General features: G+C 51.0%; 23 protein-coding genes. 8 read left to right on the forward strand and 15 right to left on the reverse strand.

All coding sequences use genetic code 11. The annotated features are described in order from the left end of the window. The 3 genes from NTZ04_00330 to NTZ04_00340 all read left to right on the forward strand — a co-directional run. Window positions 1-232 (forward strand): hypothetical protein (locus NTZ04_00330; protein ID MCX5990775.1); only part of this gene is annotated, 232 nt, incomplete at its 5' end. Window positions 233-270: 38 nt separating this feature from the next. After that, window positions 271-1,494: an ISAzo13 family transposase gene (locus tag NTZ04_00335; GenBank protein ID MCX5990776.1), complete on the forward strand. Its 1,224-nt coding sequence runs from the start codon at window positions 271-273 to the stop codon at window positions 1,492-1,494. A 154-nt stretch (window positions 1,495-1,648) separates the two neighbouring features. Beyond that, entirely contained in the window at window positions 1,649-2,677 is a 1,029-nt protein-coding gene (locus NTZ04_00340; protein ID MCX5990777.1) for an ROK family protein, read from the forward strand. On the opposite strand, the gene tgt is transcribed toward NTZ04_00340, so the two are convergent. The 10 genes from tgt to NTZ04_00390 all read right to left on the reverse strand — a co-directional run bounded on the left by tgt (window position 2,612) and on the right by NTZ04_00390 (window position 14,819). Then, window positions 2,612-3,823, reverse strand: a complete 1,212-nt coding sequence (gene tgt, locus NTZ04_00345; protein MCX5990778.1) for a tRNA guanosine(34) transglycosylase Tgt — start codon at window positions 3,821-3,823, stop codon at window positions 2,612-2,614. The two genes, NTZ04_00340 and tgt, sit on opposite strands and share 66 nt — an antisense overlap. Window positions 3,824-4,016: 193 nt before the next feature. Next, complete coding sequence (gene hslV, locus NTZ04_00350) at window positions 4,017-4,571, reverse strand: ATP-dependent protease subunit HslV (GenBank protein MCX5990779.1); 555 nt, start codon at window positions 4,569-4,571, stop codon at window positions 4,017-4,019. 65 nt (window positions 4,572-4,636) lie between these two features. Then, complete coding sequence (gene aroB, locus NTZ04_00355) at window positions 4,637-6,307, reverse strand: 3-dehydroquinate synthase (protein MCX5990780.1); 1,671 nt, start codon at window positions 6,305-6,307, stop codon at window positions 4,637-4,639. Beyond that, the gene (locus NTZ04_00360) at window positions 6,274-7,125 is read right to left on the reverse strand and encodes a TIM barrel protein (GenBank protein MCX5990781.1); all 852 of its coding nucleotides are present in this window, start codon (window positions 7,123-7,125) and stop codon (window positions 6,274-6,276) included. Before NTZ04_00360 ends, aroB begins: the two co-directional genes overlap by 34 nt. Beyond that, window positions 7,122-8,285, reverse strand: coding sequence for a chorismate synthase (gene aroC / locus NTZ04_00365; protein ID MCX5990782.1), 1,164 nt, complete (start codon window positions 8,283-8,285; stop codon window positions 7,122-7,124). The genes NTZ04_00360 and aroC overlap by 4 nt, the downstream gene beginning before the upstream one ends. Window positions 8,286-8,288: 3 nt before the next feature. Beyond that, complete coding sequence (locus NTZ04_00370; GenBank protein ID MCX5990783.1) at window positions 8,289-8,522, reverse strand: DUF2007 domain-containing protein; 234 nt, start codon at window positions 8,520-8,522, stop codon at window positions 8,289-8,291. Window positions 8,523-8,533: 11 nt separating this feature from the next. After that, window positions 8,534-9,388, reverse strand: a complete 855-nt coding sequence (aroE, locus tag NTZ04_00375; GenBank protein ID MCX5990784.1) for a shikimate dehydrogenase — start codon at window positions 9,386-9,388, stop codon at window positions 8,534-8,536. Between the two features lie 154 nt (window positions 9,389-9,542). Next, entirely contained in the window at window positions 9,543-10,019 is a 477-nt protein-coding gene (gene ruvX / locus NTZ04_00380) for a Holliday junction resolvase RuvX (GenBank protein MCX5990785.1), read from the reverse strand. Continuing rightward, on the reverse strand, window positions 9,979-12,918 hold the full coding sequence (gene alaS / locus NTZ04_00385; protein ID MCX5990786.1) for an alanine--tRNA ligase: 2,940 nt from the start codon (window positions 12,916-12,918) through the stop codon (window positions 9,979-9,981). Before alaS ends, ruvX begins: the two co-directional genes overlap by 41 nt. Before the next feature lie 374 nt (window positions 12,919-13,292). Then, entirely contained in the window at window positions 13,293-14,819 is a 1,527-nt protein-coding gene (locus NTZ04_00390; protein MCX5990787.1) for a YifB family Mg chelatase-like AAA ATPase, read from the reverse strand. A gap of 203 nt (window positions 14,820-15,022) precedes the next feature. On the opposite strand from NTZ04_00390, the gene NTZ04_00395 reads away from it, so the two are divergent. The 3 genes from NTZ04_00395 to NTZ04_00405 are packed head-to-tail and all read left to right on the forward strand — an operon-like array spanning window position 15,023 to window position 16,176. Further along, window positions 15,023-15,676 carry an HAD family hydrolase gene (locus NTZ04_00395; GenBank protein ID MCX5990788.1) on the forward strand — a complete coding sequence of 218 codons (654 nt, stop codon included), beginning with the start codon at window positions 15,023-15,025 and terminating at the stop codon, window positions 15,674-15,676. 46 nt (window positions 15,677-15,722) lie between these two features. Continuing rightward, window positions 15,723-15,992, forward strand: a complete 270-nt coding sequence (locus tag NTZ04_00400) for a DUF167 domain-containing protein (protein MCX5990789.1) — start codon at window positions 15,723-15,725, stop codon at window positions 15,990-15,992. Continuing rightward, on the forward strand, window positions 15,976-16,176 hold the full coding sequence (locus NTZ04_00405; GenBank protein ID MCX5990790.1) for a hypothetical protein: 201 nt from the start codon (window positions 15,976-15,978) through the stop codon (window positions 16,174-16,176). The genes NTZ04_00400 and NTZ04_00405 overlap by 17 nt, the downstream gene beginning before the upstream one ends. 46 nt (window positions 16,177-16,222) lie before the next feature. Here NTZ04_00405 and NTZ04_00410 read toward each other — a convergent pair whose 3' ends face one another. Then, complete coding sequence (locus NTZ04_00410; protein ID MCX5990791.1) at window positions 16,223-17,314, reverse strand: DUF1786 family protein; 1,092 nt, start codon at window positions 17,312-17,314, stop codon at window positions 16,223-16,225. Window positions 17,315-17,689: 375 nt separating this feature from the next. Here NTZ04_00410 and NTZ04_00415 point away from each other — a divergent pair, with 375 nt between their 5' ends. Next, window positions 17,690-18,784, forward strand: coding sequence for a hypothetical protein (locus tag NTZ04_00415; GenBank protein ID MCX5990792.1), 1,095 nt, complete (start codon window positions 17,690-17,692; stop codon window positions 18,782-18,784). A 191-nt stretch (window positions 18,785-18,975) separates the two neighbouring features. After that, on the forward strand, window positions 18,976-19,893 hold the full coding sequence (locus NTZ04_00420) for a 4Fe-4S binding protein (GenBank protein ID MCX5990793.1): 918 nt from the start codon (window positions 18,976-18,978) through the stop codon (window positions 19,891-19,893). Window positions 19,894-20,046: 153 nt separating this feature from the next. Here the strand turns inward: NTZ04_00420 and NTZ04_00425 are convergent, their stop codons facing one another. From NTZ04_00425 to moaA, 4 genes are all read right to left on the reverse strand, one after another. Continuing rightward, window positions 20,047-20,736 (reverse strand): TrkA family potassium uptake protein, encoded by a 690-nt coding sequence (locus NTZ04_00425; GenBank protein MCX5990794.1) that lies wholly within the window; start codon window positions 20,734-20,736, stop codon window positions 20,047-20,049. A 9-nt stretch (window positions 20,737-20,745) separates the two neighbouring features. Then, window positions 20,746-22,173 (reverse strand): TrkH family potassium uptake protein, encoded by a 1,428-nt coding sequence (locus NTZ04_00430; protein MCX5990795.1) that lies wholly within the window; start codon window positions 22,171-22,173, stop codon window positions 20,746-20,748. A 240-nt stretch (window positions 22,174-22,413) separates the two neighbouring features. Beyond that, entirely contained in the window at window positions 22,414-22,872 is a 459-nt protein-coding gene (moaC, locus tag NTZ04_00435; GenBank protein MCX5990796.1) for a cyclic pyranopterin monophosphate synthase MoaC, read from the reverse strand. 3 nt (window positions 22,873-22,875) lie between these two features. Further along, a complete protein-coding gene (moaA, locus tag NTZ04_00440; GenBank protein ID MCX5990797.1) occupies window positions 22,876-23,847 on the reverse strand; it encodes a GTP 3',8-cyclase MoaA in 972 nt (323 codons plus the stop codon). Window positions 23,848-23,849 lie beyond the last annotated feature (2 nt).

Here is a 23,849-nt window from a genome sequence, read left to right on the forward strand (position 1 = left end):
AAAACCTACCACGACTGACATAGTATCACTGGGCAGCTTTGAAAGTTACGCTGAAGTAGTAGGCAACTTACTTGCTTTTATGGGCGTTAAGAGCTTCCTGGGCAATCTTGAGGAGCTTTACGCCAAGATAGACGTTGATACGCCGGTATGGGCCAACTTCTTTGAAGTGTGGCTAAGCGAATTAGGGCCGGAGCCTATTACGGTAGCGGACTTAGGGTCTGTAACAGAATAACTATTGCAAGTTGGGGTATTCTATGCTATACTTAGAGCATGGATACACATTCGATCAAACAGCGATTTGAAGCCTTGGCAGGCTTTCTTGATGAGCGTCTTCGGAGGATTGTTGCTGCGGCGGAAGCCGCAGTTATTGGCTATGGTGGGATTTCCATCGTCTCCCGCGAAACAGGGGTTTCACGCCGTGCCATTGCGTTGGGATGCGAAGAACTCAAACATCCTGAAAGAGCAACCGAAAAGCGTATTCGCAAGGAGGGCGGGGGGCGCAAGCGAACCATTGACAAGGACCTTGAGCTCAGACAGGACCTTGAGAGTCTGATCGAACCTGTCAGTCGAGGAGACCCTGAATCATCCTTGAGGTGGACGTGCAAAAGTGTGCGCAAGCTGTCTCATGAACTCCTTCAAAAGGGACACAAGATCAGTCATAACCTGGTGGCGGAACTTCTGCACGAGATGGGCTATAGCCTTCAAGCCAATCGAAAGACACTTGAAGGAACGTCCCATCCCGATCGCGATGCTCAGTTCGAGTATATTAGCAACAAAGTCAAAGAATATCAGGCCATCAAGCAACCAGTCATTTCGGTTGACACCAAGAAAAGGGAACAGGTCGGCGATTTCAAGAATGGTGGCCGGGAACTTCGTCCGAAGGGCAACCCTGAAAAAGTGCGGGTTCACGATTTTATGATTCCAGAACTGCGGAAGGCATCTCCCTACGGAGTATATGACATAACCTGGAATTGGGGATGGGTCAATGTCGGCATCGATCATGATACCGCTGCTTTTGCAGTAGAGAGCATCCGCCGCTGGTGGCAGTTGATGGGACAGGAGAGATACTTGCAGGCAAAACAATTGCTTATTAGTGCTGATAGTGGGGGCAGCAATGGCTACCGGATAAGACTCTGGAAACTGGAACTACAGAAACTGGCGAACGAAACGGGCCTTTCCATCTCGGTCTCTCACTTGCCACCCGGAACCAGCAAGTGGAACAGGATTGAACACCGTTTGTTTTCATTCATCAGCCAGAATTGGCGGGGAAAGCCCATGGTGAGTCATGAGGTCATTGTCAACCTCATCGCTGCGACGACGACAAGAGAGGGACTTCGAGTTCAATGCCAACTTGATACCACATCACACCCCACGGGGATCAAGGTGTCCGACCAAGAGATGGCCAGTGTCAATATCCAAAGGGATTCCTTTCACGGAGAGTGGAACTACACCATCTCTCCAGTTGCACCTCAAGATAGTATACTTCTTTCGTGACAGCCTCTTAATAGAACACTGCTCTCTACAATATGAGGGAAAGCACATCAAATGATGAAGCTCCGTAGAACATCGATGAAGCTGGGGCAGTTCAAATGATGAAGCGGATTAGAATCGGAGCAGGCATCATTGAATTGCGATTTGCAGAAATTGATTGATAATACAGTATCACGACAGCTATAATGCAGCAAGGATGATGGCAGGATCAACTGAGGAAAGCCCTATTCTGGCAGTAGATCTAGGTGGCACCAAGATCGTTACCGCCCTAATCTCGTCCAGGGGTGAGATTATCTCTCGAGAATACAATCCCACTCTAGCTGAGGAGGGAGCAGATGCAGTAATCAACCGCCTACTGACTACAGTTAATAGCCTTGTCAGTAAGGCATTTTCTTCATCCTACTCTATCGCTACAATAGGCATTGCTGCTGCTGGAGCCATAGATTCAGAGAAAGGTCTAGTAACAGACTCACCCAATCTGCCTGGCTGGCACAATATCCCGCTGAAAGACATGGTAGAGAAAGCCACAGGGATACGAACCTTCATTATGAATGATGCTAGCGCCGCTGCTCTAGGAGAGCATATCTTTGGTGCTGGAAGAGGCATGAACAACTTGATCTATCTTACAGTGAGCACAGGCATCGGTGGTGGAATCATTATCAATGGCAGGTTGTATAGCGGCCCCTCTGGAAGCGCCGGCGAAATAGGCCACACTACGATTGACATCAATGGGCCTCGCTGCAGTTGTGGTAACATCGGTTGTCTTGAAATGCTGGCCTCGGGTAAGGCAGTGGCCAGAGAAGCACAGAGGCTTATCGCCCAGGGCGCCAAGACTGCCATCATTGAGCTTGCTGAGGGAGACCTGCAAAACATCACTGCTCAGACAGTAGCCACTGCAGCCCAAAAAGGAGACACTCTGGCTTTAACAATTATCTCCAAAGCAGCGAACTACCTGGGTGTAGGTCTAGTGAACCTGGTTAACATATTCAACCCCGAGATGATCATCGTTGGTGGGGGGATGGCCAAGATGGGCAATATGCTCCTTGATGGTGCGAGAAAGGTGGTTACAGAAAGAGCATTTCAAATGCCAGCACAGCTGGTGCGCATCGTTCCCAGCCAGCTAGGTGACAATGCCGGTGTCCTTGGAGCTGTCGCCTTCGCCAGAGAACTTCGACGACCTCTTTAGCCACTTCTGCTTCTGAGATAACCGTACTTCCTCATCGGTTGTTCGATAACTAGATAGAAAAGTATTCTTAAAGGCCACAAAAGAGCCGTCAAGGATAGATTGCCTTATCCGCTCCATCAACTTGATGATAAACCATAGGTTGTGAATAGTAGCTAACCTGTAGGCTAGAAGTTCACTGCTTTTGAAAAGGTGATGAAGATATGCTATTGAGAAGTTACTGCAGGTGTAACAACCACATCCAGCATCAATAGGTTCATCCAGGTTCCTGTAGCGAGCATTTTGTACATTATGTCTCCCCAACGTCGTGAATAGGGCGCCATTTCTGGCAATGCGAGTAGGCAGGGCACTGTCAAACATATCCACCCCCCTGGCCACATTCTCAAAGATATCCTCAGGCGCACCCACACCCATGAGATACCGCGGCATGTCCTTGGGAAGAAAGGACACCGTTTCATCCACCACCGCTAGTGTCACCTGCTTTGGCTCTCCCAGACTTAAGCCACCAATGGCATAACCAGCAAATCCCAGGGAAGTAAGAAACGCTGCCGATTCCCGGCGCAATTCCGGGAAGACACCTCCCTGCACAATACCATAGAGGGCTTGATCCTTCCGCCGATGACTTCTCAGACACCTTTCTGCCCAATGATGCGTCCTCTCCATAGCCAACCGGATTAACGTTGAGTCTGCACTGTAGGGAGGACATTCATCCAATGGCATAACAATCTCGCTTCCCAGCCTTTTCTGGAATTGAATCACATTTTCAGGAGTAAAGAAATGTTCACTACCGTCAATATGAGACCTAAAGCTAACTCCCTCATCACTAACCCTCTGAAGCGCTGCCAAGCTAAATACCTGATAGCCTCCACTGTCAGTAAGAATAGGTCTCTCCCAGGACATAAAGCGGTGCAGACCTCCCAGTGATTCCACAATATCAATCCCCGGCCTCAGATAAAGGTGATAGGTATTGCTCAATACCATTCTCACGCCAATAACTTCGAGATCATCCGGCGTGAGGGTCTTGACTGTGGCCTGGCTGCCTACTGGTAAGAACAGGGGGGTAGGTACAATCCCTCGCGGTGTGAGGAGTAAGCCAGCTCGCGCACTGCTTTGTGGACAAGATTTCTCTATCTTAAATCCTTGATCCACTGCCAACTCTATTTCCTAAGCAAATAACTGGCGATTATAGCTCGCTGTATCGAAGATACTCCCACTTAGACCTCTGTCATCAATATATCCAGCACCACTACCGCCGTACTCAGAGAGATAAGCCAAACCATAGTAGACCATTACGCACTCTCTAACTACCCCTGTTCCCATGATTGAGGCAACAGCAAGCTAATCAGGCGTTCCCTTCGCCCAAGCTCACCACAGTTATCTGGTTGTTAGTATAGATGCATATGCTAGCAGCAATCTCCATGCTGGTGCGTGCTATCTCCTCGGCACTGAGGTTGGAATGACGCAGCAGAGCCTTGGCCGCAGCCTGCGCATAGCCACCTCCGGAGCCTATGGCCGCTACATCGTCATCAGGCTCCACCACATCGCCCTCTCCCGAGAGCACCAGCATTTCGTTTCGATCAGCCACTATGAGCCAAGCTTCCAGGCGGCGCAGCACGCGATCAGTACGCCATTCTTTGGCCAATTCTATTGCCGCCCGCCTGAGTTGCCCTCCATACTTCTCCAGCACACCCTCGAACCTCTCAAACAAGGTCAGCGCATCAGCCACCGAGCCAGCAAATCCGGCGACCACCTGGTCGTGATAGAGAGTACGCACCTTCTTGGCACTGCTTTTCAACACAATATCTCCAGTGGTAATCTGACCATCTCCAGCTATGGTCACCTGGTTACCCCGTCTAACCGCCAGAACTGTGGTCCCCCTAATAATGCTTTTCGCCATCATTCACTTCCTTCGCATCAATTCATTGCTCCCGTCTTCAAACAACAACAGAATTAATCAAAAACTCACCCAGTCACCAACAACCTCTCGATCACCTTCGCCACTTGCTCGTACGGGATGTCATGTCGAACCACCGGCTGACCGATCCCTTCGAGCAGCACCCACCTTACCGCTTTTGCCTTCACCTTCTTATCCAACTCCATTGCCCTGAGGACTGCGTTCATGTCTACTCCAGAGCAGCAGGTTGACAAGCCAAACCTGCTTAGGAGAATGCGCTGCCGTTCCACCACTTCTTCCGATAGTAGCCCTAAGCTATAGCTGATCATAGCAGCACCCACCATGCCTATAGCCACAGCTTCACCATGAAGAAACTGCTCATAGTTAGTTGCCGCTTCTAAGGCATGGCCTATAGTATGTCCATAATTTAACAGAATACGCCTCCCCCGCTGCTCCCTCTCGTCTTCACTAACAATCCTGGCTTTGACAGCTACGCTGCGTCTTATGGCCTCAGTAGCAGCTTCTGGGTCCAATACTAGAAGCCTCTCGACATTACACTCCAAAAAGGTGAACAACTCAGGATCGAGTACCAACCCGTGCTTGATTACTTCCGCCCATCCGGAAACCAGTTCTCTTTTGGCAAGAGAGGTCAGGGCTTGAACATCGGCCACCACTATACGAGGTTGGTAGAACACACCTATAAGGTTCTTGGCTTTGGAATGATTAACTGCTGTCTTCCCGCCTATAGAAGCATCCACCATGGCAACCAGACTGGTAGGCACCTGCACCAGCGGCAAGCCGCGAAGGAACGTAGCCGCAACGAAGCCAGCGAGGTCACCTACCATTCCTCCGCCCAAGGCAATAATGACATCACCTCTCTCAGTTCGACGGTCTATTAACCAATCATAGATTCTGGCAGCAGTTTCAAGTGTTTTGGTCGTTTCACCAGGAGAGACTAGAAGGTGCTCTACAGCAAGACCGGTATTCTGAAGACTTTCCGTCACCGTGGCACCATAAATGGAGAAAACCGTCTCGTCACTGACCAGATATGCAGTACCAGTCAATCTTGCCTGACGCATATTTTCACCAAGATTGTGGAGCAAACCCCAACCAACATAAACAGGATAGTGTTCTGCAGCAGTAATCACCTCACAGCCAAGACCTTCCTCGTAGAGGCAACCATCACTTCCTTTATGAGCGCGAGCCCAGTAATATCGCCCCCTGATTATCTCCTGGCATACCTCATCCAAAGTCAAATTGTCAGTATGCACGGTCCAGTCAGCGGTGGCATAATAAGGCTGACGAGATTCCTTCAACTGTTTGATTTGTTCAAGGGGATTTGAAACTGCGAGAAGAGGACGTATAGCTCCGGAGGCCTCATTATCCTTCAGCAGTCGATGGTAGATTGTTTCCGGGCTGGACTCAAGGCAGATGACCACTCCACTCTCTTTCATCAACGTGCGGTTGTGAGGATCAAGCACTGCTCCGCCACCGGTGGCAACCACCACCTCCCTCTTCTTGCACGCCTCGATCAATGCTTGCCGTTCAATTCCTCGGAAATACTTCTCCCCATCCTGGGCAAAAATCTGTTGGATACTCTTGCCAGCAAGCCTTACCACTTCCTCATCCGTATCTACCACATCCCAACCAAGGCGACTGGCCACCTCCCACCCCACCTTTGACTTCCCGGTGGCAGAGAAGCCGATCAAGATAATGCAGTCATTAGCTCTTTTACCCACTTTACTCCGTCTCGGAAATCATGCCCACCTAACGCCTCCGGATAGTGAGAGCCGCTTTCAAGAATAACACGGCAGGCGGGATTGCTCGATAGTATCAATGGCAGAAGGCGGGCAATATCCACCCAGCCATCCTCGGGCTCCTGACTCGGATGCACTGGAATATGGCCAAAGGATAAGTAATCTCCAATACCTCGATTATTCCACAGGTGAACAGAACCAATATATGGTGCCAACTGCTGGGCAACCTGATAGAGATCGAACCCATCCCGCTTAGCAGCAATGTGCATATGACCCACGTCAAAACAATAACACAAGCAGGGAAGCCCACTAGCAACTTCAACCAGGAAATCCACCGTGAGGAAAGGGCTGGGTCCAAACCCCTCAATATGAATTGGCACGCCATGTTTCTCACTAAGCTCCGCCAGTGAAACAGCGCTCCGCCAGGCAATATCCCGCAACTTGGCATACCCCATACCATCAACCCCGGTTGAGGGAGGTGATGGGAAGTGAACCACCACGTACTCAGCCCCGAAATCTTCGGCCAACTCCATCGTTTCATGAACCATTCTCAGGCTGAGCTGTCTTTTCTCCACATCAACATCACAAAGAAAGGACAGGGTAGGGGGCATAGGATACCACGGAATCTTCACCAGCGGAGCATGCACGCTCGATGCCACATCATGATGTTCAATTGCCTTTCTCAATTCCGGCAAATTCTGTGGCAGGAAATTATAGAACTCTCCCCGCTGCAATCCATTCGAGACTATCACCTTATTGAAGTGGCCTAAATCATGGCAATGAAAGCCCAGTCTAGTCATCCCGATCTCCGGATAGAGTTCAGATAGTTATCGTAGTTGCGCCGCATCTCTTCTAGATTGTCCCCGCCAAACTTCTCCATCATGGCATCTGCCAAAACAACCGCCAGCATGGCTTCACCTATCACCCCCACGGCTGGAACAACGCAGATGTCACTTCTTTCAAAGTGAGCTTGGACTGCTTCACCCGTAGACAAGTCTACTGAGGGGAGCGGACTGCCAAGAGTAGGGACCGGCTTCACTGCAACCCTTACCACAATAGGCTCGCCGTTGCTCATTCCTCCCTCAATCCCGCCAGCATGGTTAGTAGTATGCCTCCACGGGTAAGGAGGCTCTTCGCTTGCCTCGATGGCATCGTGGGCCTCGGAGCCTATTGAATTGACTAGTCCGAAGCCATCTCCAATATCCAGTCCCTTAACAGAGTTGATACTCATGATTATCTGGGCAATTCTTCCATCCAGCCGGCGATCCCACTGGACATGACTCCCCAAACCAATTGGAACCCCGGAGGCAATAATTTCACAAACCCCACCCACTGTATCCTTGGATGAGATGACTCTATCAATAGCGGTCATCATAGCCTTTTCCGCTTCAGCATCAGCACACCGGACGGGTGATTTTTCCACTTGTGGCCAATCGATAGAACACGGTGGTTTTGCCCACTCACCACCTATAGCCAGGGTATGACTATTGATCTCCACCCCAAATTCTTGTACAAATCTCCGAGCCACCGCACCAGCAGCTACTCTAGCCGCAGTTTCCCTGGCACTGGCGCGTTCCAGTATGGGGCGGATATCTCCTAAGCCATACTTAGTAACCCCAGCAAGGTCAGCATGTCCTGGGCGTGGGCGAGTGATCCGTTGTATCTCCTTCTCGGTAGGAGAAACATTCATAATCTCTTTCCAGTTTTCCCAATCACGGTTCCAGATCAACAGGCTAATCGGACTTCCTATAGTCAGTCCATGGCGCACCCCCGACAGAATCTCGGCTCTATCATGCTCTATGCTCATGCGTAAACCACGCCCATATCCACACTGCCGCCTCCCCAGTTCACGAGCGATATAGTCCTCACTCAGAGGCACACCGGCCGGCATGCCATCGATAATCACCGTTAGCCCCTTGCCATGCGACTCACCGGAAGTAAGAAAACGAAATCTGAACATCATCTAATCTGTCAACTCCTCACCACCTCGCAGAATCTCCCTCGCTTCTTGAGACAAATCAGCAGGTACCAGAACACTCGTCTCACCGAGTCCATCAACAGTGATGCCATAGATCAGCCCTGCACCCTCATATCGTAGGAGGGCAGGGATTCCCTCACTCTCCAGGTGAGACTTCATTACCTGGGCTTCAAGATAGGTACCAGTATAAACAGTGACTAATTTCACCTCGGCCGGCAACTCTCAACTCCCTAGTCTAGAACTTCCCTGGCTCGCTTGAACATTATGTCAACAGGAGCCTCTCTACCTGCCCATAACTCAAAGGAGGCTGCTCCCTGATAGACCAGCATATGTAAACCCCCCATGACTGCTGCACCAGCCTTTTTAGATTCCTTCAACAACGGCGTCTCCTCTGGATTATACACTAGGTCACAGACGAGAGCACCCTTTGGGATCAAACTGGCCTCTAAGGGAGTCTTGCCCTCCATTGCACTATGTCTCATTCCTATAGAGGTACAATTGACCAATAGATCATAGCCGGAGAGTGCTTTGCCCGATCTCAGTACCTCCCATGACAAGACAGTCATCTTAACGTTCCCTTGAGCCTCCTTTCTCAAAGAAGCAGCCAATACCTCGGCACGCTCCTCAGTCCGATTGACTATAGAAAGACGCCTTACGCCTTCCTTGATAAGGGCAAAAGCCACTGCCCTGGCTGCCCCTCCGGCGCCCAGAAGCAGCGCACTCTTACCCCGACACTCGAAACCTCCATCCTGGCGCAGAGCTTTTACAAAACCAGGAGAATCGGTATTGTAACCCGAAAGCCTGCCGTCCCGATTGACAATGGTATTCACCGCACCGATATGGGCTGCAAGTTTATCCATCTCGTCGAGCAAAGGTATGACCTCTTCCTTATGCGGTATAGTCACATTGGCCCCCAGCATTGATGGCTGGCGAAGGCGTTTCACTGTTGTCTCCAGTTGCGTCGAGTCTGTCTCCCAATTCTCATAGCTGATATCGAGACTGTAGTAATCGAAGGCAGCTTGCTGGAAACACAAGGAAATAGAATGTTTTAGAGGGTAGCCGATAAGAGCTACAGCTTTTTTCATCGGTGAAACACCGTCCTCAGATTCAAATTTATCAGTCTGGTTTGTATTGAAGCAGAGGGAAGACTTCTACCGGTAGATGAAGCCCGGCAGGGTATATTCTGTCTGTGCCTGTGAACCTTCGGTGTTCAACCCATGCCAAGCCAAAGTCTCAATATTACCCTTGTTTGGCGCGCACCGCGTCCAGATATCCTTGCAGGATATACGCTGCCGCTGCTGTATCAATTCGCGCCTTTCTGCTTCCTTTGGCTGATTTGGCCTCAGCCATCCTCCGCCCAGCGGCCACGGTTGAGAGCCGCTCATCCCAGGTTTCTATCGGAATATCCAGCGACTGAGAAAGTTCCTGCAGGAAATCACGGACACGCTCCGCCTGCTGCCCCAAAGTGCCATTCATAGAATAAGGCATCCCAGCTACAATGCGCTGCACCCCATGCTGGATCACCAGATGGCGGATGGCTTCTACAGGGACTTCCGCCCCCATTCTGTCGATTCTCGTCAACGGACTGGCTAGAATACCACAGGGATCACTAATAGCTACTCCGATCCACCTCTCCCCCACGTCAAGCGCTAGGATTCGACCCGCTACCATAGTATCAGCCAACGTCCTTCCGCCACACGCCAGAGTCTTTGTCATAATGGAGTTCAACTAAACTCGCAGCTTGCTTCAGAGCCTCTTCCAGTTTAGTCGCGTCTTTCCCGCTTCCTTGTCCAAGTTCAGCCTTACCACCCCCTCCACCACCAACCACTTTAGCCACCTGTTTCACCAAATCACCAGCATGAAATCCCTTGGCTATCAAATCAGGGGTAACCATAGAGAGCAGGCTAGGCCGCTCATTATAGACTGCCCCCAACACAATTACCCCACTCTTGAGCTCTTCCTTGAGTCGATCACCCACCTCGCGCACGGCCTCCGGACTGGTGGCTGATACCTTGGCAGATAATACATTTACGCCATTGATCACCTTCACCTGGGACAACAATGGCCCTGCCATCTGCCTTGCTATCTCCCGCTCCATTGCAAGTGCTCGCTTGCGCTCCACATCCAGCTCAACCAATATACTGGAAACCTTGGCCTCAACACCATCGGGCACGGTCTGCAACTCCAAGGCCAGAAACTCCAACATGGATGCACGCTGCTCGAGTAACCTCTCCGCCCCACTCCCCGTCACCGCCTCAATCCGCCGGACCCCGCTTCCAACGCTCTCCTCAGCAATAATGTGCAGTATGCCTATTTCACCTGTGGAGTGCACGTGCGTGCCACCGCAGAGCTCGACACTGAACGGCGGATCTCCGATCGAGATCATGCGAACGACTTCGCCGTACTTCTCCCCAAACAGAGCCGTAGCGCCCTCCGAGACCGCTTCCCCATAGGAGGTATTTTGGGCAACCACCGACAGATTCTGCCTTATCTTCTCATTCACCAGGTGCTGGATCTCCAGAAGTCGTTCTTTCCCGACCGGTTCAAGGTGAGTGAAGTCAAACCTGAATCGGTCAGGGGCAACGAGAGAGCCAGACTGACGAACATGCTGTCCCAGCACTGCTCTCAAGGCAGACTGCAGTAAGTGCGTTGCGGTATGGTTGCGCGCAATATCCAGACGGCGTGGCAGATCAACTTCAGCCTCAATACTGTCGCCTACAGCAATACGCCCCCGGATCACCTCACTATGATGAACAGTTAGATCAGGTAGCGGCCTAGTTGTCTGAGTGACGCTAACAGCACCGTGCCCACCTCGAATCACACCGGTGTCACCGACTTGTCCACCCATCTCTCCGTAGAAAGGCGTCTCCTTCAAGATCACCTCAACCTCATCATGCTCAGAAGCAGACTCAACAGGTCTGCCTCCTGCTATCAACCCCATCACCACTGACTTATGATTCTGTCGGTCATATCCAACAAATTCCGTCCGAGTGATTCCCAACTGCTCATAGGACTTCAAATCTGTCCTATCACCAAGGCTGAACTTGTGGGATGCCCTGGCGCGCTCCTGCTGCTTTTCCATCTCCCGTTCAAACTCCTGGGAATCAACATGAAAACCTCCCTCAGCAGCGATCTCTTCCGTCAATTCCTTAGGAAACCCATAGGTATCATACAATTTGAATGCCTCTCCGCCTGGAATTACAAATGGTTTGAACTGCTGCAGCACTCGGATGAGACTGGCGTCCAGCTTGAACACTTGTAGCGTCTTCTGCCATTGGCTGGCCGCCTCCTGATACTGCTTGATCGCTTGCATGGGAATGGCGTCTTGCTGAAGATGCTGCACCGCTTTCTGCAATAGACTGGCCGCTTCCTGATACTGCTTGATTGCCTGCATGGGAATGGCGTCTTGCTGAAGATGCTGCACCATCTTCTGCACCTGAGCAAACGTCTCTGCAAAATTTGGACTTAATGCCTGTCTTCTTACATTTTCGATCATCTCTAATAACACGGCATCAAGGTGACCTATCCCAGCATCAATAACCTGCCCAAACCGCTTCTCCTCCATGTCTATGACATTTCGGACTAGGTTCTGGTTTAGCTTCAGTTCAGGATAGACACGCCCCATCTTCTCAATAACAAAATCTGCCAACGTAACGAGGAAAGGATCTTCAAGCCCCAGGTTCCTGCCAAAGAGGGATGCGCGGCGCAGCAGCCGACGCAACACATAACCCCTTCCCTCATTGCTCGGAACCACCCCATCCGCAATCAGAAAGGGGATGCCACGGACATGCTCAGACACTATCTTGATGGATTTATCAGTCTTGTCACCCTCTCCAAATCTTTTTCCAGAAATCTGCGCCACTCTGGCTACTATGGGAGCAAACAGATCGGTCTCATACACTGACCTCTTCCCCTGCATTACTGCAGCCACGCGCTCTAAGCCCATCCCAGTATCTATATTGGGCTTAGGCAGAGGGGTGCGGCGTCCTTCTTTGTTCTGGTCATACTGGGTAAATACCAGATTCCATATCTCGGAAAAGCGACCGCAGTCGCAAGCCGGGCCACAACCTGATTCGCCACAGCCTAATTCCACACCAAAATCATAGTGAATCTCACTGCAGGGGCCACAGGGCCCGGAATCTCCCGCCGGTCCCCAGAAGTTTTGCTTCTCACCAAGCCTCACAATCCTCTCCGCAGGAACCCCTATCTGTCGCCAATATTTGAAAGCCTCATCATCATCAAGGAAAACGGTTATCCAGAGACGTTCAGGTGGGAACTTGAGCCACTGAATGACAAATTCCCAGGCCCATTCGATAGCTTCTTTCCTGAAGTAATCTCCTACACTGAAGTTCCCCAACATCTCGAAGAAGGTGAGATGTCTCGTATCTCCCACTGAATCGATATCGGTGGTACGGAAGCATTTCTGACAGGAGGTCAGTCGAGTGTTAGGCGGCGTGGCCAAACCCAAAAAATAGGGCTTGATCTGTACCATACCGGCAGTGGTCAATAGCAGGGTCGGGTCACCTTGCGGTATCAGAGAGGAACTGGGAAGGACTGTATGTCCCTTTCCCTCAAAGAAACTGAGGAAAGCCTTTCTGAGTTCGTCGCCAGTCACACTATCACCACACAATCAGTCTTCTTGAACCGAGGTATAGGCACCCCCTGATCACTCGACTCCTTCTCACATCGTCTGATCAACCTGCACGGCCTTCGCCACTTCTCTAACAATATCAGGCCTCGTCAATATGCCCACCAAAGCAAATAGCACTCTAAGCCACAATGGTGAGCAACAGCAAACTGGCGGCCATCCTGGCGCTTGACTGCGCTCTAGAAAGTATATTGGAAATGCTGGATTGGAGCAAGAACACCTGGTCGCCTACTCTCTCCCAGGTATCAACCAGCTTCAGTACTGCCTCGTACTTGCTTATGCCTTATAGACCCGGCTGAGATGACCCACCGAAAAAGTTGATCCAAATAGGAATCCACCTATTACTGTGACAAGCTCCTCGGCCTGTACTGGATTGCCTCAGCCAGGTGATGTGCTTTGATCACGTCAGCACTCTCAAGATCAGCAATAGTCCGGGCAATTTTGAGAATACGGTGAAAACCTCTGGCAGAAAGAGATAGCTGCTTCATTGCTGTCTTGAGTAGTCCTTGAGCCGACGGCTCTACCTGGCAGAACTCCTTCACTTCCACTGCGGTTGCGTCCGCATTGCAGCAAAGTCCTTTCCCATTGAATCGCTCCCGCTGTATTTGGCGTGCCATCTCCACCCTGGCACGCACCTGTTCAGAGCCTTCGTCCTGCCTATCATCAGCAAGTTTTTCATATTCTACGCGGGGAACATCAACGAAGATATCAATCCGATCAATCAAAGGACCGCTGATCCTCTTGCTGTAGCGAGTCACTTCAGCAGAAGAACAACGGCACTCCTTAACAGAATCACCATAATAGCCACAGGGGCAGGGATTCATTGCCGCCACAAGCATAAAATTAGCCGGGAAAGTAATACTGCCCTGAGCGCGGCTAATGGTCACCACCTTGTCCTCCAACGGCTGCCGCAGGACCTCCAAGGTAGCATGTCCAAACTCGGGGAATTCATCTAAAAAGAGAACGCCCCGATGACTCAGGCTTATCTCTCCAGGCCTCGGCCATCGTCCTCCTCCCACTAACCCAGCATTAGAGATAGTGTAATGAGGGGCTCGGAAAGGACGCTGAGCGATAAGGGGGGTATCGGAAGGTAGAAGCCCACTCACACTGTATATTTTGGTCACCTCCAAGCACTCCTCCATAGTCATCTTGGGGAAGATGGAGGGGATGGACCTGGCGAGCATAGTCTTACCGCTGCCTGGTGGGCCAACCATGACTATATTATGTCCTCCAGCAGACGCCACCTCTAGCGCCCGTTTGGCATGCTCCTGGCCTTTTATGTGAGTCAAGTCAGTGACATTCCATACCTGCGCTGTCGCCTCCTCTGAAGGCATGGGTCTATAACTGGTGATGGGGCTATCCCCCCGGAGATGGCGAACCAGCTCGGACAACGAACTAGTGGGGATAACATCAATACCCTCTATCAGGGAAGCTTCCTTCGCATCACTGGAAGGAACTACCACTGTGGAAAGCCCATTCTCTTTGGCAAGAGCAACCATAGGAAGTATGCCATGCGTATGACGCACGCTGCCATCGAGAGAAAGCTCCCCCAGGAAAAGAACCCGAGAAATATCAGCAGCCACCTGCTCTGAGCTGAGGAGAATACCCACGGCAATGGGGAGATCATAGGCAGGTCCTTCTTTTTTGAGATCAGCCGGAGCCAGATTAACTGTAATCCGTCTGGCAGGGAAAATGCAACCAGAATTCCGAATAGCTGCTCGAACCCGTTCCCTGGCTTCCTGTACTCCCGTGTCCGGCAAACCCACTATAGTCGTCGCAGGCAGCCCGCTCGAGATATCCACCTCTACTTCGACTAGCTGGCCTTCGAGGCCGACTATGGCTGCAGCATTCACCTTGGCAATAGCCATATAAGAATATACTCCTTCGCAAAGGCGATTATAGCAAGCCTAGTCCTCCATAAACAACATCGGCCTATGTTGGAAGCCATCACCATGGCCAGCAGTTGCAGGACTGCAGTCAAAGAGAATCTCTCCTATGCCAGTAGTTATGTCGAGTTGACTCTTGGTAAGTGCACTGATATCTTATAGCCTGCTTGGGGAAGATCTGTCACATGAAGTACAAAGCAGTGCTCTTTGATCTTGATGGGACACTATTAAACACGCTTCAAGATCTGGCCGATTCTGTGAACAGCGTGCTCAGTAGCTCTGGTTTCCCAGAACATGGGCTTGAGGCTTATAAGTATTTTGTAGGGGATGGGATAGAGGAATTGGCCCACCGAGCCCTCCCGGAGAAACATCGCGATAAAGCCACCTTAGCCAAATGTATCACTGCCATACGTGAGGAATACCGCAAGCGCTGGGCAAACAACACTCGTCCCTACCAAGGTATACCAGGGCTACTTGATGCCCTGACGGCTCGCAATATCAAACTGGTCATATTGTCCAACAAACCTGATGACTCCACCAAAGCCACAGTATCGAAGTTACTGTCAAAGTGGCAATTCGACATCATAATGGGAGCTTCGCCTTCCGTGCCCAAGAAACCCAACCCTAAGGCAGCCTTGGAAATTGTGCAACGTCTGAACATACCAGCAAATGAATTTCTATACCTTGGTGATTCAGGGATCGATATGAAGACCGCCAGCACAGCAGGCATGTACCCGGTAGGAGCGCTGTGGGGGTTTCGCACGGCTGAAGAACTGACTGCTAACGGGGCAAAGGCACTCATCAGGGATCCGGCCGATCTACTTGGTTTACTACCCTAGCTATCACAAAAGGGACATGCATGATCTTGGCGGTCCTGGCAGCCATTTGAAATGGGAGGGCTCTACGAAAATACAGATCAAAGTAAAACCTCGCTCTAAGACCGAAGAGATAATAGAAGATGAGAACAGCCTCATAGTGAGAGTCAAGGATCCTCCGATAGAAGGCAAAGCTAACCGAGCAGTTATTAGATTGATGGCAAAACACTTCGGAGTCCCTGAGAACCGAGTCAGAATTTCTAAGGGGTTCAAGAGCAAAGACAAGGTTATCGAGCTATTGCCTGTTGCAGGAGGTACCCAAAATGAAAAAGGAAGATAAGACAGAGAACCAGACAAGGAAGGCTGAACAGCCCAAAAGGCGTCCGACGCTTAAAGCCTTCTTCACTAACATGCGGGTTACCATGCCTCTCCACAGAAAGTTGTATCTCGTGTTCCGCAACAATCTGATCAAGATTGTGAAAAGACAGAATTGTTGTGGTCATCTTGGCGAACCCGGCTGTTGAGAGACAGGAGGTTGAACTCCCGGTCAGGGAGGCAAAACGGAACCTGTCAGGTACTTACTGCCAGTGCTTGAGCTATTTCTTCACGCCAGTCATCTATCCGCAGGCCGCAAGCACTCACCAGGCCATAACAGCCAGCCAGCATGGTGTCCCCATGAGGTCCAGCCCGGTGCAGCTTCAGTTGTGAACCGGCCGTAATATCCTGACGCGGCCCGGTTATGGCCAGAAATGGCTCCTCATGGCTCTTACCAATAACCACTGCTCCATGTCCCCCACCATCATAGACCTCACCATGGGTCAGGGCCCCCCGCGCCAGTCTCGTAATCAGCCCATCCAGCTTGGCGCCATCAAGAATATTGGTATGGTGTTCGAAGAATCCCTCAACTGAGTTGTCTTGGAGGTGGAAGGCAACAGTATGAGAATTGCCCATGTTCGCAATCAACACGCGGTTGTGCTTTGAAACCTCCCTATCCTGCAGCGCTCCCAGAATGGCAGACGCCCCGGTATCCATGATGAGTATGTGAACATCAGTATCAATGCTCCCAACTACCGCCTTCATCCGGGTCAGGTAGTCAGGGAGATCGTCAGCAAGATACGCAAAAGACACAAGCTCATTCCTTTGCGTCATAAGGCTTCGGAGATACTCAAAACGAAAGACTCGATTGGATACCCCGGGAGGGGCAAAACCATGATCGAGTACAGCAACTGCGACAGCATCGAGCCGGCTATCAACGCCGAAGATGTCCAGAGCCCTCCTTATGGCTGCCAGATCAAGGTCTTTAAGCTCGATTGTCTCTATACTGGGCTGAGCGACCGCCTCGTCAGGGCCAACGATAGTCACTCCCATACCCTTCACTACCTCAAGGTCATCGTTAAAGGTGAGTGCTGCCCCTGCAGTAGCATAGGCAGCCAAACCTGCACTGGTATGGCGCGATAGTGCCCTTTTGCTTGGCCCTCCACCCATCGTGACTCCCGTGAGCAGTATGGGCCGCCTGGCTGCCGTAGCACGAGATATGCGCTCAGCAAGAACTGCGGTAGGTGAGGGCATAATCATCTTGAAGCAGTTCTCCACCACTTTAGAACTATCAAATAGTAGTATGTCCTGAGTCGCGGTGCCTATATCTACAGCAAGAATGCGCATGCTCTTCTCTCACACCAGCCAGTGTCTCATTCCAACCAGAATCATATCTGCGCAGATCAAAAACTGCAATGCCAGACTCTTTCGCAGCTACAATTCTTGTCTTGGCAGTTCGTGTACTGAGGATCCTTTTAGCACGAGCAGGAAACTCCTGGCAAGACACTACCATCCAGATCAAATTTTTGTCAGGCAATCCCTGATAGACAACGGGCGATTCCAGAGATTATCCTTTTGCGGAAATGGAACCCGTGCTATTACGCCATAACACGGATTTCGCCGAGACCATGCATTCATAGATGACAGACCAGGAACGGGGGAAGCTCCCTCAGCCCTCAACCTCCTCTCAGGGAGAAAATGCAGCCGAAAGGAGCGCCAAGGATGCTTACGAAATACGATGAGTTTCTTTGCCACCAGATCGCAGCCACCTTCAACAGCGTTGAAACCAGTGCGCGTGAATGGACAGAGAGGGTATGGTTCTGCGCCCACGATTCAACGGGGAAACTCATCATTGTGGCGGGCTTTGGCGTCTATTACAACCGCAATATCATTGACGCCTTTGCCTGCTTTGCTGTCAATGGTAAGACACAGTATAACGTCAGGGCATCTCGTGAGCTCCGGCCACGAATCGATGAGGTCAAAGTTGGGCCCTTCTCATATGACGTCTTGGAGCCACTGAAAAGGATAAAGTGCGCCCTCGCCGACAACGAGCATGGTCTCAGCTATGACATCGAGTTTGAGGCAACCATGTACGCACATGAGGAAGAACCGCAGCTTGCCCGTTTTCGAGGCAGGGTGGAAGAGAACGTAGAACGCTATTTCCAGGTAGGGGAGCCCAGCGGCTGGATAAAGGTTGAAGGCAAGACCTACCATATCGACAAGGATAGCTGGCGCGCAGAGCGCGATCATTCATGGGGCACAAGGCGCGGTGGTGGAGTACCTGAGAACGGAGTACAGCCCGGTGAAATTCCCGAGGGCTACCTGTACAACATGATAGTGATGCAGTTCGATAACTGGGGCGCCACCTATCATACCCGGGAGACCTGGGAAGAGAAGTCACGCCATTTTAGCGGCGGAGTCTTTTATCCTGTCGAAAGCGGAAAGGCAGAACGTGCGATAACCAAAGTGGAGCACAATTTCAAATTCAGATCCGATATTCGTCAGATAAACGGAGGGAATGTGGTGCTTCACGTCGAAGACGGTTCCAGGATAGATATATCGGTTAATCCCCTCAGTGCTTGCTACGTCAAAGCGGGTGGATATTTTGGCTACAAGGGTTTTACCCACGGTCTGTGGATGGGTCCTTACTTTATCGATGGCGTCAAGCTGGACCTCAGCGATCCCAATATGATTCGCGAGATCTCTTTTCTGGATGATGTTATGTGTGAAATGCGCTGCGGCAAGGAAGTTGGCTATGGCATCGTCGAAATGGTCATTGTCGGGAAGTACCCCAGGTACGGATACCAGGGATATTAGTAGGGGTTGGGCGAATTCGGATTCGCTACTGAAGTCATATGGCACTCTTGGCCGATTAGGTACTAAACCATGTAGCTGTAGAACAGCTAGGCAGGAAGTTTTTTGTAAACTGTTGATCAAGGGGGTAAAATCGCAAATAGATATACTGAGAATGCCATAATAGGTCAGACTGACGAAGGGAGAATACTCTTATGGAAAACGATTCAACCAAAGCACTCTGGGATTTCTATTCTTTGGAGGATAAGGACGACTTCACCCATGCCTACCTTTACCTCAAGTACATAGACCATTTTATTCACCATGCATTTCTGGCATCAGGTCTTCCCAGCAAAGGTCCCCCTGAGAAGCTGAAGGAAGAAGCTATGGACACACTGCTGAAATCATTGGTACAGAATATTGCCGAAGCATCCCCAGACGCAGCGACCAGCATCTACCACGCAAAAGTCGTCAAGTTGAAAGATGCGATACAACTGGTTACCCAGAAACATGATCTATCCTTAATAACGCCCGACAAGGTAGTACCCTTCAAGATAGCCAAGGACATCATATTGAAGAATCCCGGGTCAATTGCCGTCGGTGATTGTCCCTGCCGTTCAATGCAAGACAAACCCTGCCTTCCTCTGGACGTCTGCATGTTTATCGGCGATCCTTTCGCTTCCTTCATCGCAGACCAGAACCCCAAGTACCGAAAGATCTCTCAGGAAGAAGCAGTGAAAATACTCGAGGCCGAGCACAAGCGGGGCCATGTTCACTGTGCCTATTTCAAGAAGCAGTTAGGAAACAGATTTTTCTCCATCTGCAACTGCTGCAGTTGCTGCTGTACCGGTGTGAAAATGTGGAATCTGTTAGAGGGGACAGTCCCCATTCTTGCACCTTCAGGTTATGTCTCTGAGGTGAGTGACGAGTGTAACGCTTGTGCAAAATGCATAGAGTATTGCCGGTTCAACGCTCTCACTCTGGATGAGGGCGGCAAGAAAGCCATTGTCAACCTCAAAAAATGTATGGGTTGTGGTGCCTGCGAGGACACCTGCCCCATTGGTGCAATCAGCCTCAGACTGGAACCTTCAAAGGGTGAGCCACTGGATCTTCAAGCGCTAATGAGCGAATGAGGCTAATGCCTGGCAAGACAACCCCCTGGCATAACCTCAGAGTTGCCTGATACAAGTAAGGGCGAAATTGTGCCTGCCCTTACTTGTCGATTGACCGGCACACAATACGCCCTTACAGACTTTACCCTTTACCAGAATCTTCGTGAGGTGGTTTTATCCTTCTTCCTCCGGTAGTCTGACCTTCCTGGCCTCGGTCAGCAACTCCTCTAGCCTGTCATCATTACCCGACACTATCATGATGTCATCCGGCCTGACAACCTCCATCTGGTCCGGGGTGACAATGATTTCCTTTTCACGCTGAATCAGAAGTACTCCCACCTCCCACTTGCCTTCACGGCCTAACCCAAGCTCATACAGCGTCCTCCCTACAAAGCTGTTCGGCGGCACCAGCTTAACAATCCCATAACTGGGTGCCACCGGCATGTAGTCCAGAACATTGGTCAGGGTCAACCCATGTGCCACCCTGGACCCCATTTCGCGCACGGGATGGACAACCTTGTCAGCACCGATTTTGTCAAGGATAGTGCCGTGCAAGTCATTGTCGGCCCTGGCTATCACATACCGAACCCCCAGCTTCTTCAGAAGAATTGTCGCCAGCACGCTGTTTTGTATATCCGATCCCACGGCTACTACAGCCACGTCGAACTTGTCAACGCCCAATTCCCTCAGAATAGCCTCATCGGTAGCATCTGCCTGAACAGCGCGCATTATATGAGGCGCAACTGCCTCGACTCTCTTCTCATCAGCATCCAGGGCCAATACGTCATATCCCATGCTCAACAGGGTAGTGGCCAGACCGACCCCAAAGCGTCCCAGACCTATAACCACTACTTGCTTTGCCATTTGCGCCTCCTATCCAATTCTCACATCTCCTTGAGGATATCGGTATGCACTTGGCTGCTGGCTCTGGACAAGAGACAGTGCCAGAGTCAGAGGGCCGAGTCTTCCAGCAAACATAGTAAAAGTGATGATCAGCTTGCCAGCCAGAGATAGGCCAGGGGTTATCCCCGTTGACAAACCCACAGTGCCAAAAGCAGAGACTGTCTCAAAGAGGACTCTAATGAAATCGGTTTTCTCCGTGATTGTCAATACCAAGGTCACGATGGCTACGAGGCCCAAAGAAAGCATCGCCACAGTCAACGCTCGATGTATCTGCTGTGCCCTGAACTCCCGGCCGAAAGCCCCAGGATGTTCCTTGCCTCTGATTGTGCTCCACACAGTGGCCAGAAGCATGCCAAAGGTATTGACTTTGATACCGCCGGCTGTTGAACCCGAGGCTCCACCCACAAACATAAGCATTATGGTGAAGAAGAGCGAAAAGGATGCCATACTGCCTATGGCAATGACATTGAAGCCGGCAGTCCTGGGGGTTACAGACTGGAAGAAGGCATCAAGCACCTTCTGCGGCCAGGACATTGGGCCGAGCGTAAGCTCATTGTTGAATTCAGTGACCAGGATGACTATTGTACCCAAGGCCAGTAAGGCGAGGGTAGTAGTCAGCACGATCTTGGTATCAAGCGCCAGCCTGTTGAATCTCCTGACACCAAAGACATCAAACACCACTATGAAACTGATACCACCCAGGATGATAAGCGCAGCCGTTGTCAGCAACACCCAGGGATCACCTTGGTAACCGGTTAAGCTCCGGAAGTCGCCGAAGATATCGAGCCCACAGTTGTTGAAGGCCGAAACCGCATGAAATATCGACTGCCAGGCTGCCGTTGACGGCGGACTCTGGCTGGAGAACCTGGCATAGAAGATCACCGCCGCAAGGCTTTCGACAACCAGGGTAAAGACTGCAATGCCCATGACCAGCGGCACCAGGCCACCCAATCTCTCCACGCCCAGAGACTCTCTGACGAGTATCTTCTCTCGCAGACCGAGCCTCCGGCCAAAGGCAAGTAAAAGAAGAGTGGCACCGGTCATGAAACCAAGTCCACCGATTTGAATCAGAACCAGGATCACACCCTGACCAAAAGAACTCCAATAGGTCCCAGTATCCACCACAGCAAGGCCCGTGACACATACCGCTGAAGTAGACGTGAAGAGAGCGTTAGGGAAGGAGGTGAACTCGCCTGCCTTGCTCGACATGGGTAACCAGAGAAGAAGTGCACCCAGAGCGATTATGCCGGCAAAGCCGTACACCAGCAAGGCAAACGGCATGTTGTGGAATCTCGATGGTACGCGGGCCATGGCCAGAGGAACCCGCCATGGCTCCACCCGAGACCGGGATATACGAAATATCCTGTCTCCCAGCTTCTGGGGTTTTCGTGGTTGCATCTAAGTTACCGACAAATCAAACCGCATTGGGCCAGGAAGATAATGCTCACTCACCCTCCCTGATCAACCAAACCTCTGCTGACGTAGAAGTATAACACAGTCATGCCCCAAGCAACACGATCCGTAAGTGCCTCTGGTTTGAGTAAGTACTTGGAGGAGCAATGCTGGTTTGTATGAGGAATTATGAGAAATGTTGAATAGGATATCAACCATTTGGGTCAAGAGGTCGAAGCCCCAGTGTCACTCGAGAACAACCACCCCACTCTTGCCCCCACTTTTCTTAACGAGGCGGATATTCTCTATCTGTATTGCCGGGTCAACACTTTTACACATGTCATAGATTGTCAGGGCACTCACAGCTACCGCAGTCAGTGCCTCCATCTCAACCCCTGTCTTGCCAAACGTTCTGACACTGGCGGTAATCTCTACCATTCCCCTCTTCCCATCAAAATCAAATCCCACTTTGACTTCGGTAAGCAGTAAGGGATGGCACAAAGGTATCAACTGCGGTGTTTTCTTCGCTGCCATAATGCCAGCCACCTGCGCTGCAGCCAGAGCATCGCCTTTGGGCAAACTTGCTTCGCGAAGCATCTTCAGCGTGGAGGCCTGCATCTTGATCCGGCCCTTCGCTATGGCCTCTCGTTCTGAGTCAGGCTTTTCGCCTATGTCAATCATATGAACCCGATCTTCCTTATTCATGGCTCACCCCCCCACCTGAGTCATTGATCTTCTCGGGACAATCCCCTGTTCCACCCGATGACCTTCTGGCTTGGAGACTATCGCTTGCAGAATCAAGCGTCTTATTTCTTCAGAAGAAGCCCCCTTTCGCAGAGGAGACCGCAGGTCTATCTCTTCGTCGGCCAAGAGACAAGGAAGCAGTCTGCCATCGGCCGTAAGTCTAAGCCGATTGCATCTAAAGCAAAAATGACTGCTAACAGGGGTAATAAACCCAATGGTGCCTACTGCTCCAGGCAACTGATAGTAACTGGCCGGCCCATTACCTACAGGCGGGGAGCATGATTTCAACTCGCCCAAAGAGGCGGTAATGATGCTCCACATCTCTTTTGCAGATACAAACTCCGGATGCCCCCCCTCATTATTCAGGAGCGGCATCAGTTCAATGAAGCGTACGTTCCAACCTTCTCTGCTGAGCAAGGCAAAGTCAACAATCTCATCATCATTTGTGCCTCGCATAACCACCATATTTATCTTCACCGGGTCCAGCTTGACCTTGCGGGCTTCTTCGATACCATCTAAGACGTCAGATAGTTTGTCATAGCCCGTGATCTGCTTGAACCTTTCCCTCCTCAGCGTATCAAGGCTGACATTTACTCGTTGCATTCCTGCCTCTTTAAGCTCACCAGCATGGTATTTCAGCAACACCCCATTTGTAGTCAAGGAAATATCATCAATACCTTTGATTTGCGAGAGCATCCTTATCAGACTCACCAAATCCACCCTAACCAATGGTTCTCCACCACTGATCCTCACCTTGCTAATACCCATCCCCGCCGCCACTCGAACCACCATTAAAATCTCTTCATAACTGAGAATCTCAGTGCGGGGCATCAAGGGAACGCCTTCGGGGGGCATACAGTATATGCAGCGCAGGTTGCAGCGGTCCGTAACAGAAATACGCAGATAACTGATAGGACGCTGGAAGGAATCGGAGATGC

Source organism: Chloroflexota bacterium (assembly GCA_026389585.1).
Taxonomy (GTDB): Bacteria; Chloroflexota; Dehalococcoidia; order UBA2247; family RBG-13-53-26; genus JAPLHP01.

Bases quoted from the DNA above. Each gene is read 5' to 3' on its own strand.
- NTZ04_00335 (MCX5990776.1), top strand. From the start codon at position 271: ATGGATACACATTCGATCAAACAGCGATTTGAAGCCTTGGCAGGCTTT.
- hslV (MCX5990779.1), bottom strand. From the start codon at position 4,571: ATGGCGAAAAGCATTATTAGGGGGACCACAGTTCTGGCGGTTAGACGG.
- NTZ04_00360 (MCX5990781.1), bottom strand. From the start codon at position 7,125: ATGACTAGACTGGGCTTTCATTGCCATGATTTAGGCCACTTCAATAAG.
- aroC (MCX5990782.1), bottom strand. From the start codon at position 8,285: ATGTTCAGATTTCGTTTTCTTACTTCCGGTGAGTCGCATGGCAAGGGG.
- aroE (MCX5990784.1), bottom strand. From the start codon at position 9,388: ATGAAAAAAGCTGTAGCTCTTATCGGCTACCCTCTAAAACATTCTATT.
- ruvX (MCX5990785.1), bottom strand. From the start codon at position 10,019: ATGACAAAGACTCTGGCGTGTGGCGGAAGGACGTTGGCTGATACTATG.
- NTZ04_00390 (MCX5990787.1), bottom strand. From the start codon at position 14,819: ATGGCTATTGCCAAGGTGAATGCTGCAGCCATAGTCGGCCTCGAAGGC.
- NTZ04_00395 (MCX5990788.1), top strand. From the start codon at position 15,023: ATGAAGTACAAAGCAGTGCTCTTTGATCTTGATGGGACACTATTAAAC.
- NTZ04_00405 (MCX5990790.1), top strand. From the start codon at position 15,976: ATGAAAAAGGAAGATAAGACAGAGAACCAGACAAGGAAGGCTGAACAG.
- NTZ04_00410 (MCX5990791.1), bottom strand. From the start codon at position 17,314: ATGCGCATTCTTGCTGTAGATATAGGCACCGCGACTCAGGACATACTA.
- NTZ04_00415 (MCX5990792.1), top strand. From the start codon at position 17,690: ATGCTTACGAAATACGATGAGTTTCTTTGCCACCAGATCGCAGCCACC.
- NTZ04_00420 (MCX5990793.1), top strand. From the start codon at position 18,976: ATGGAAAACGATTCAACCAAAGCACTCTGGGATTTCTATTCTTTGGAG.
- NTZ04_00425 (MCX5990794.1), bottom strand. From the start codon at position 20,736: ATGGCAAAGCAAGTAGTGGTTATAGGTCTGGGACGCTTTGGGGTCGGT.
- NTZ04_00430 (MCX5990795.1), bottom strand. From the start codon at position 22,173: ATGCAACCACGAAAACCCCAGAAGCTGGGAGACAGGATATTTCGTATA.
- moaC (MCX5990796.1), bottom strand. From the start codon at position 22,872: ATGAATAAGGAAGATCGGGTTCATATGATTGACATAGGCGAAAAGCCT.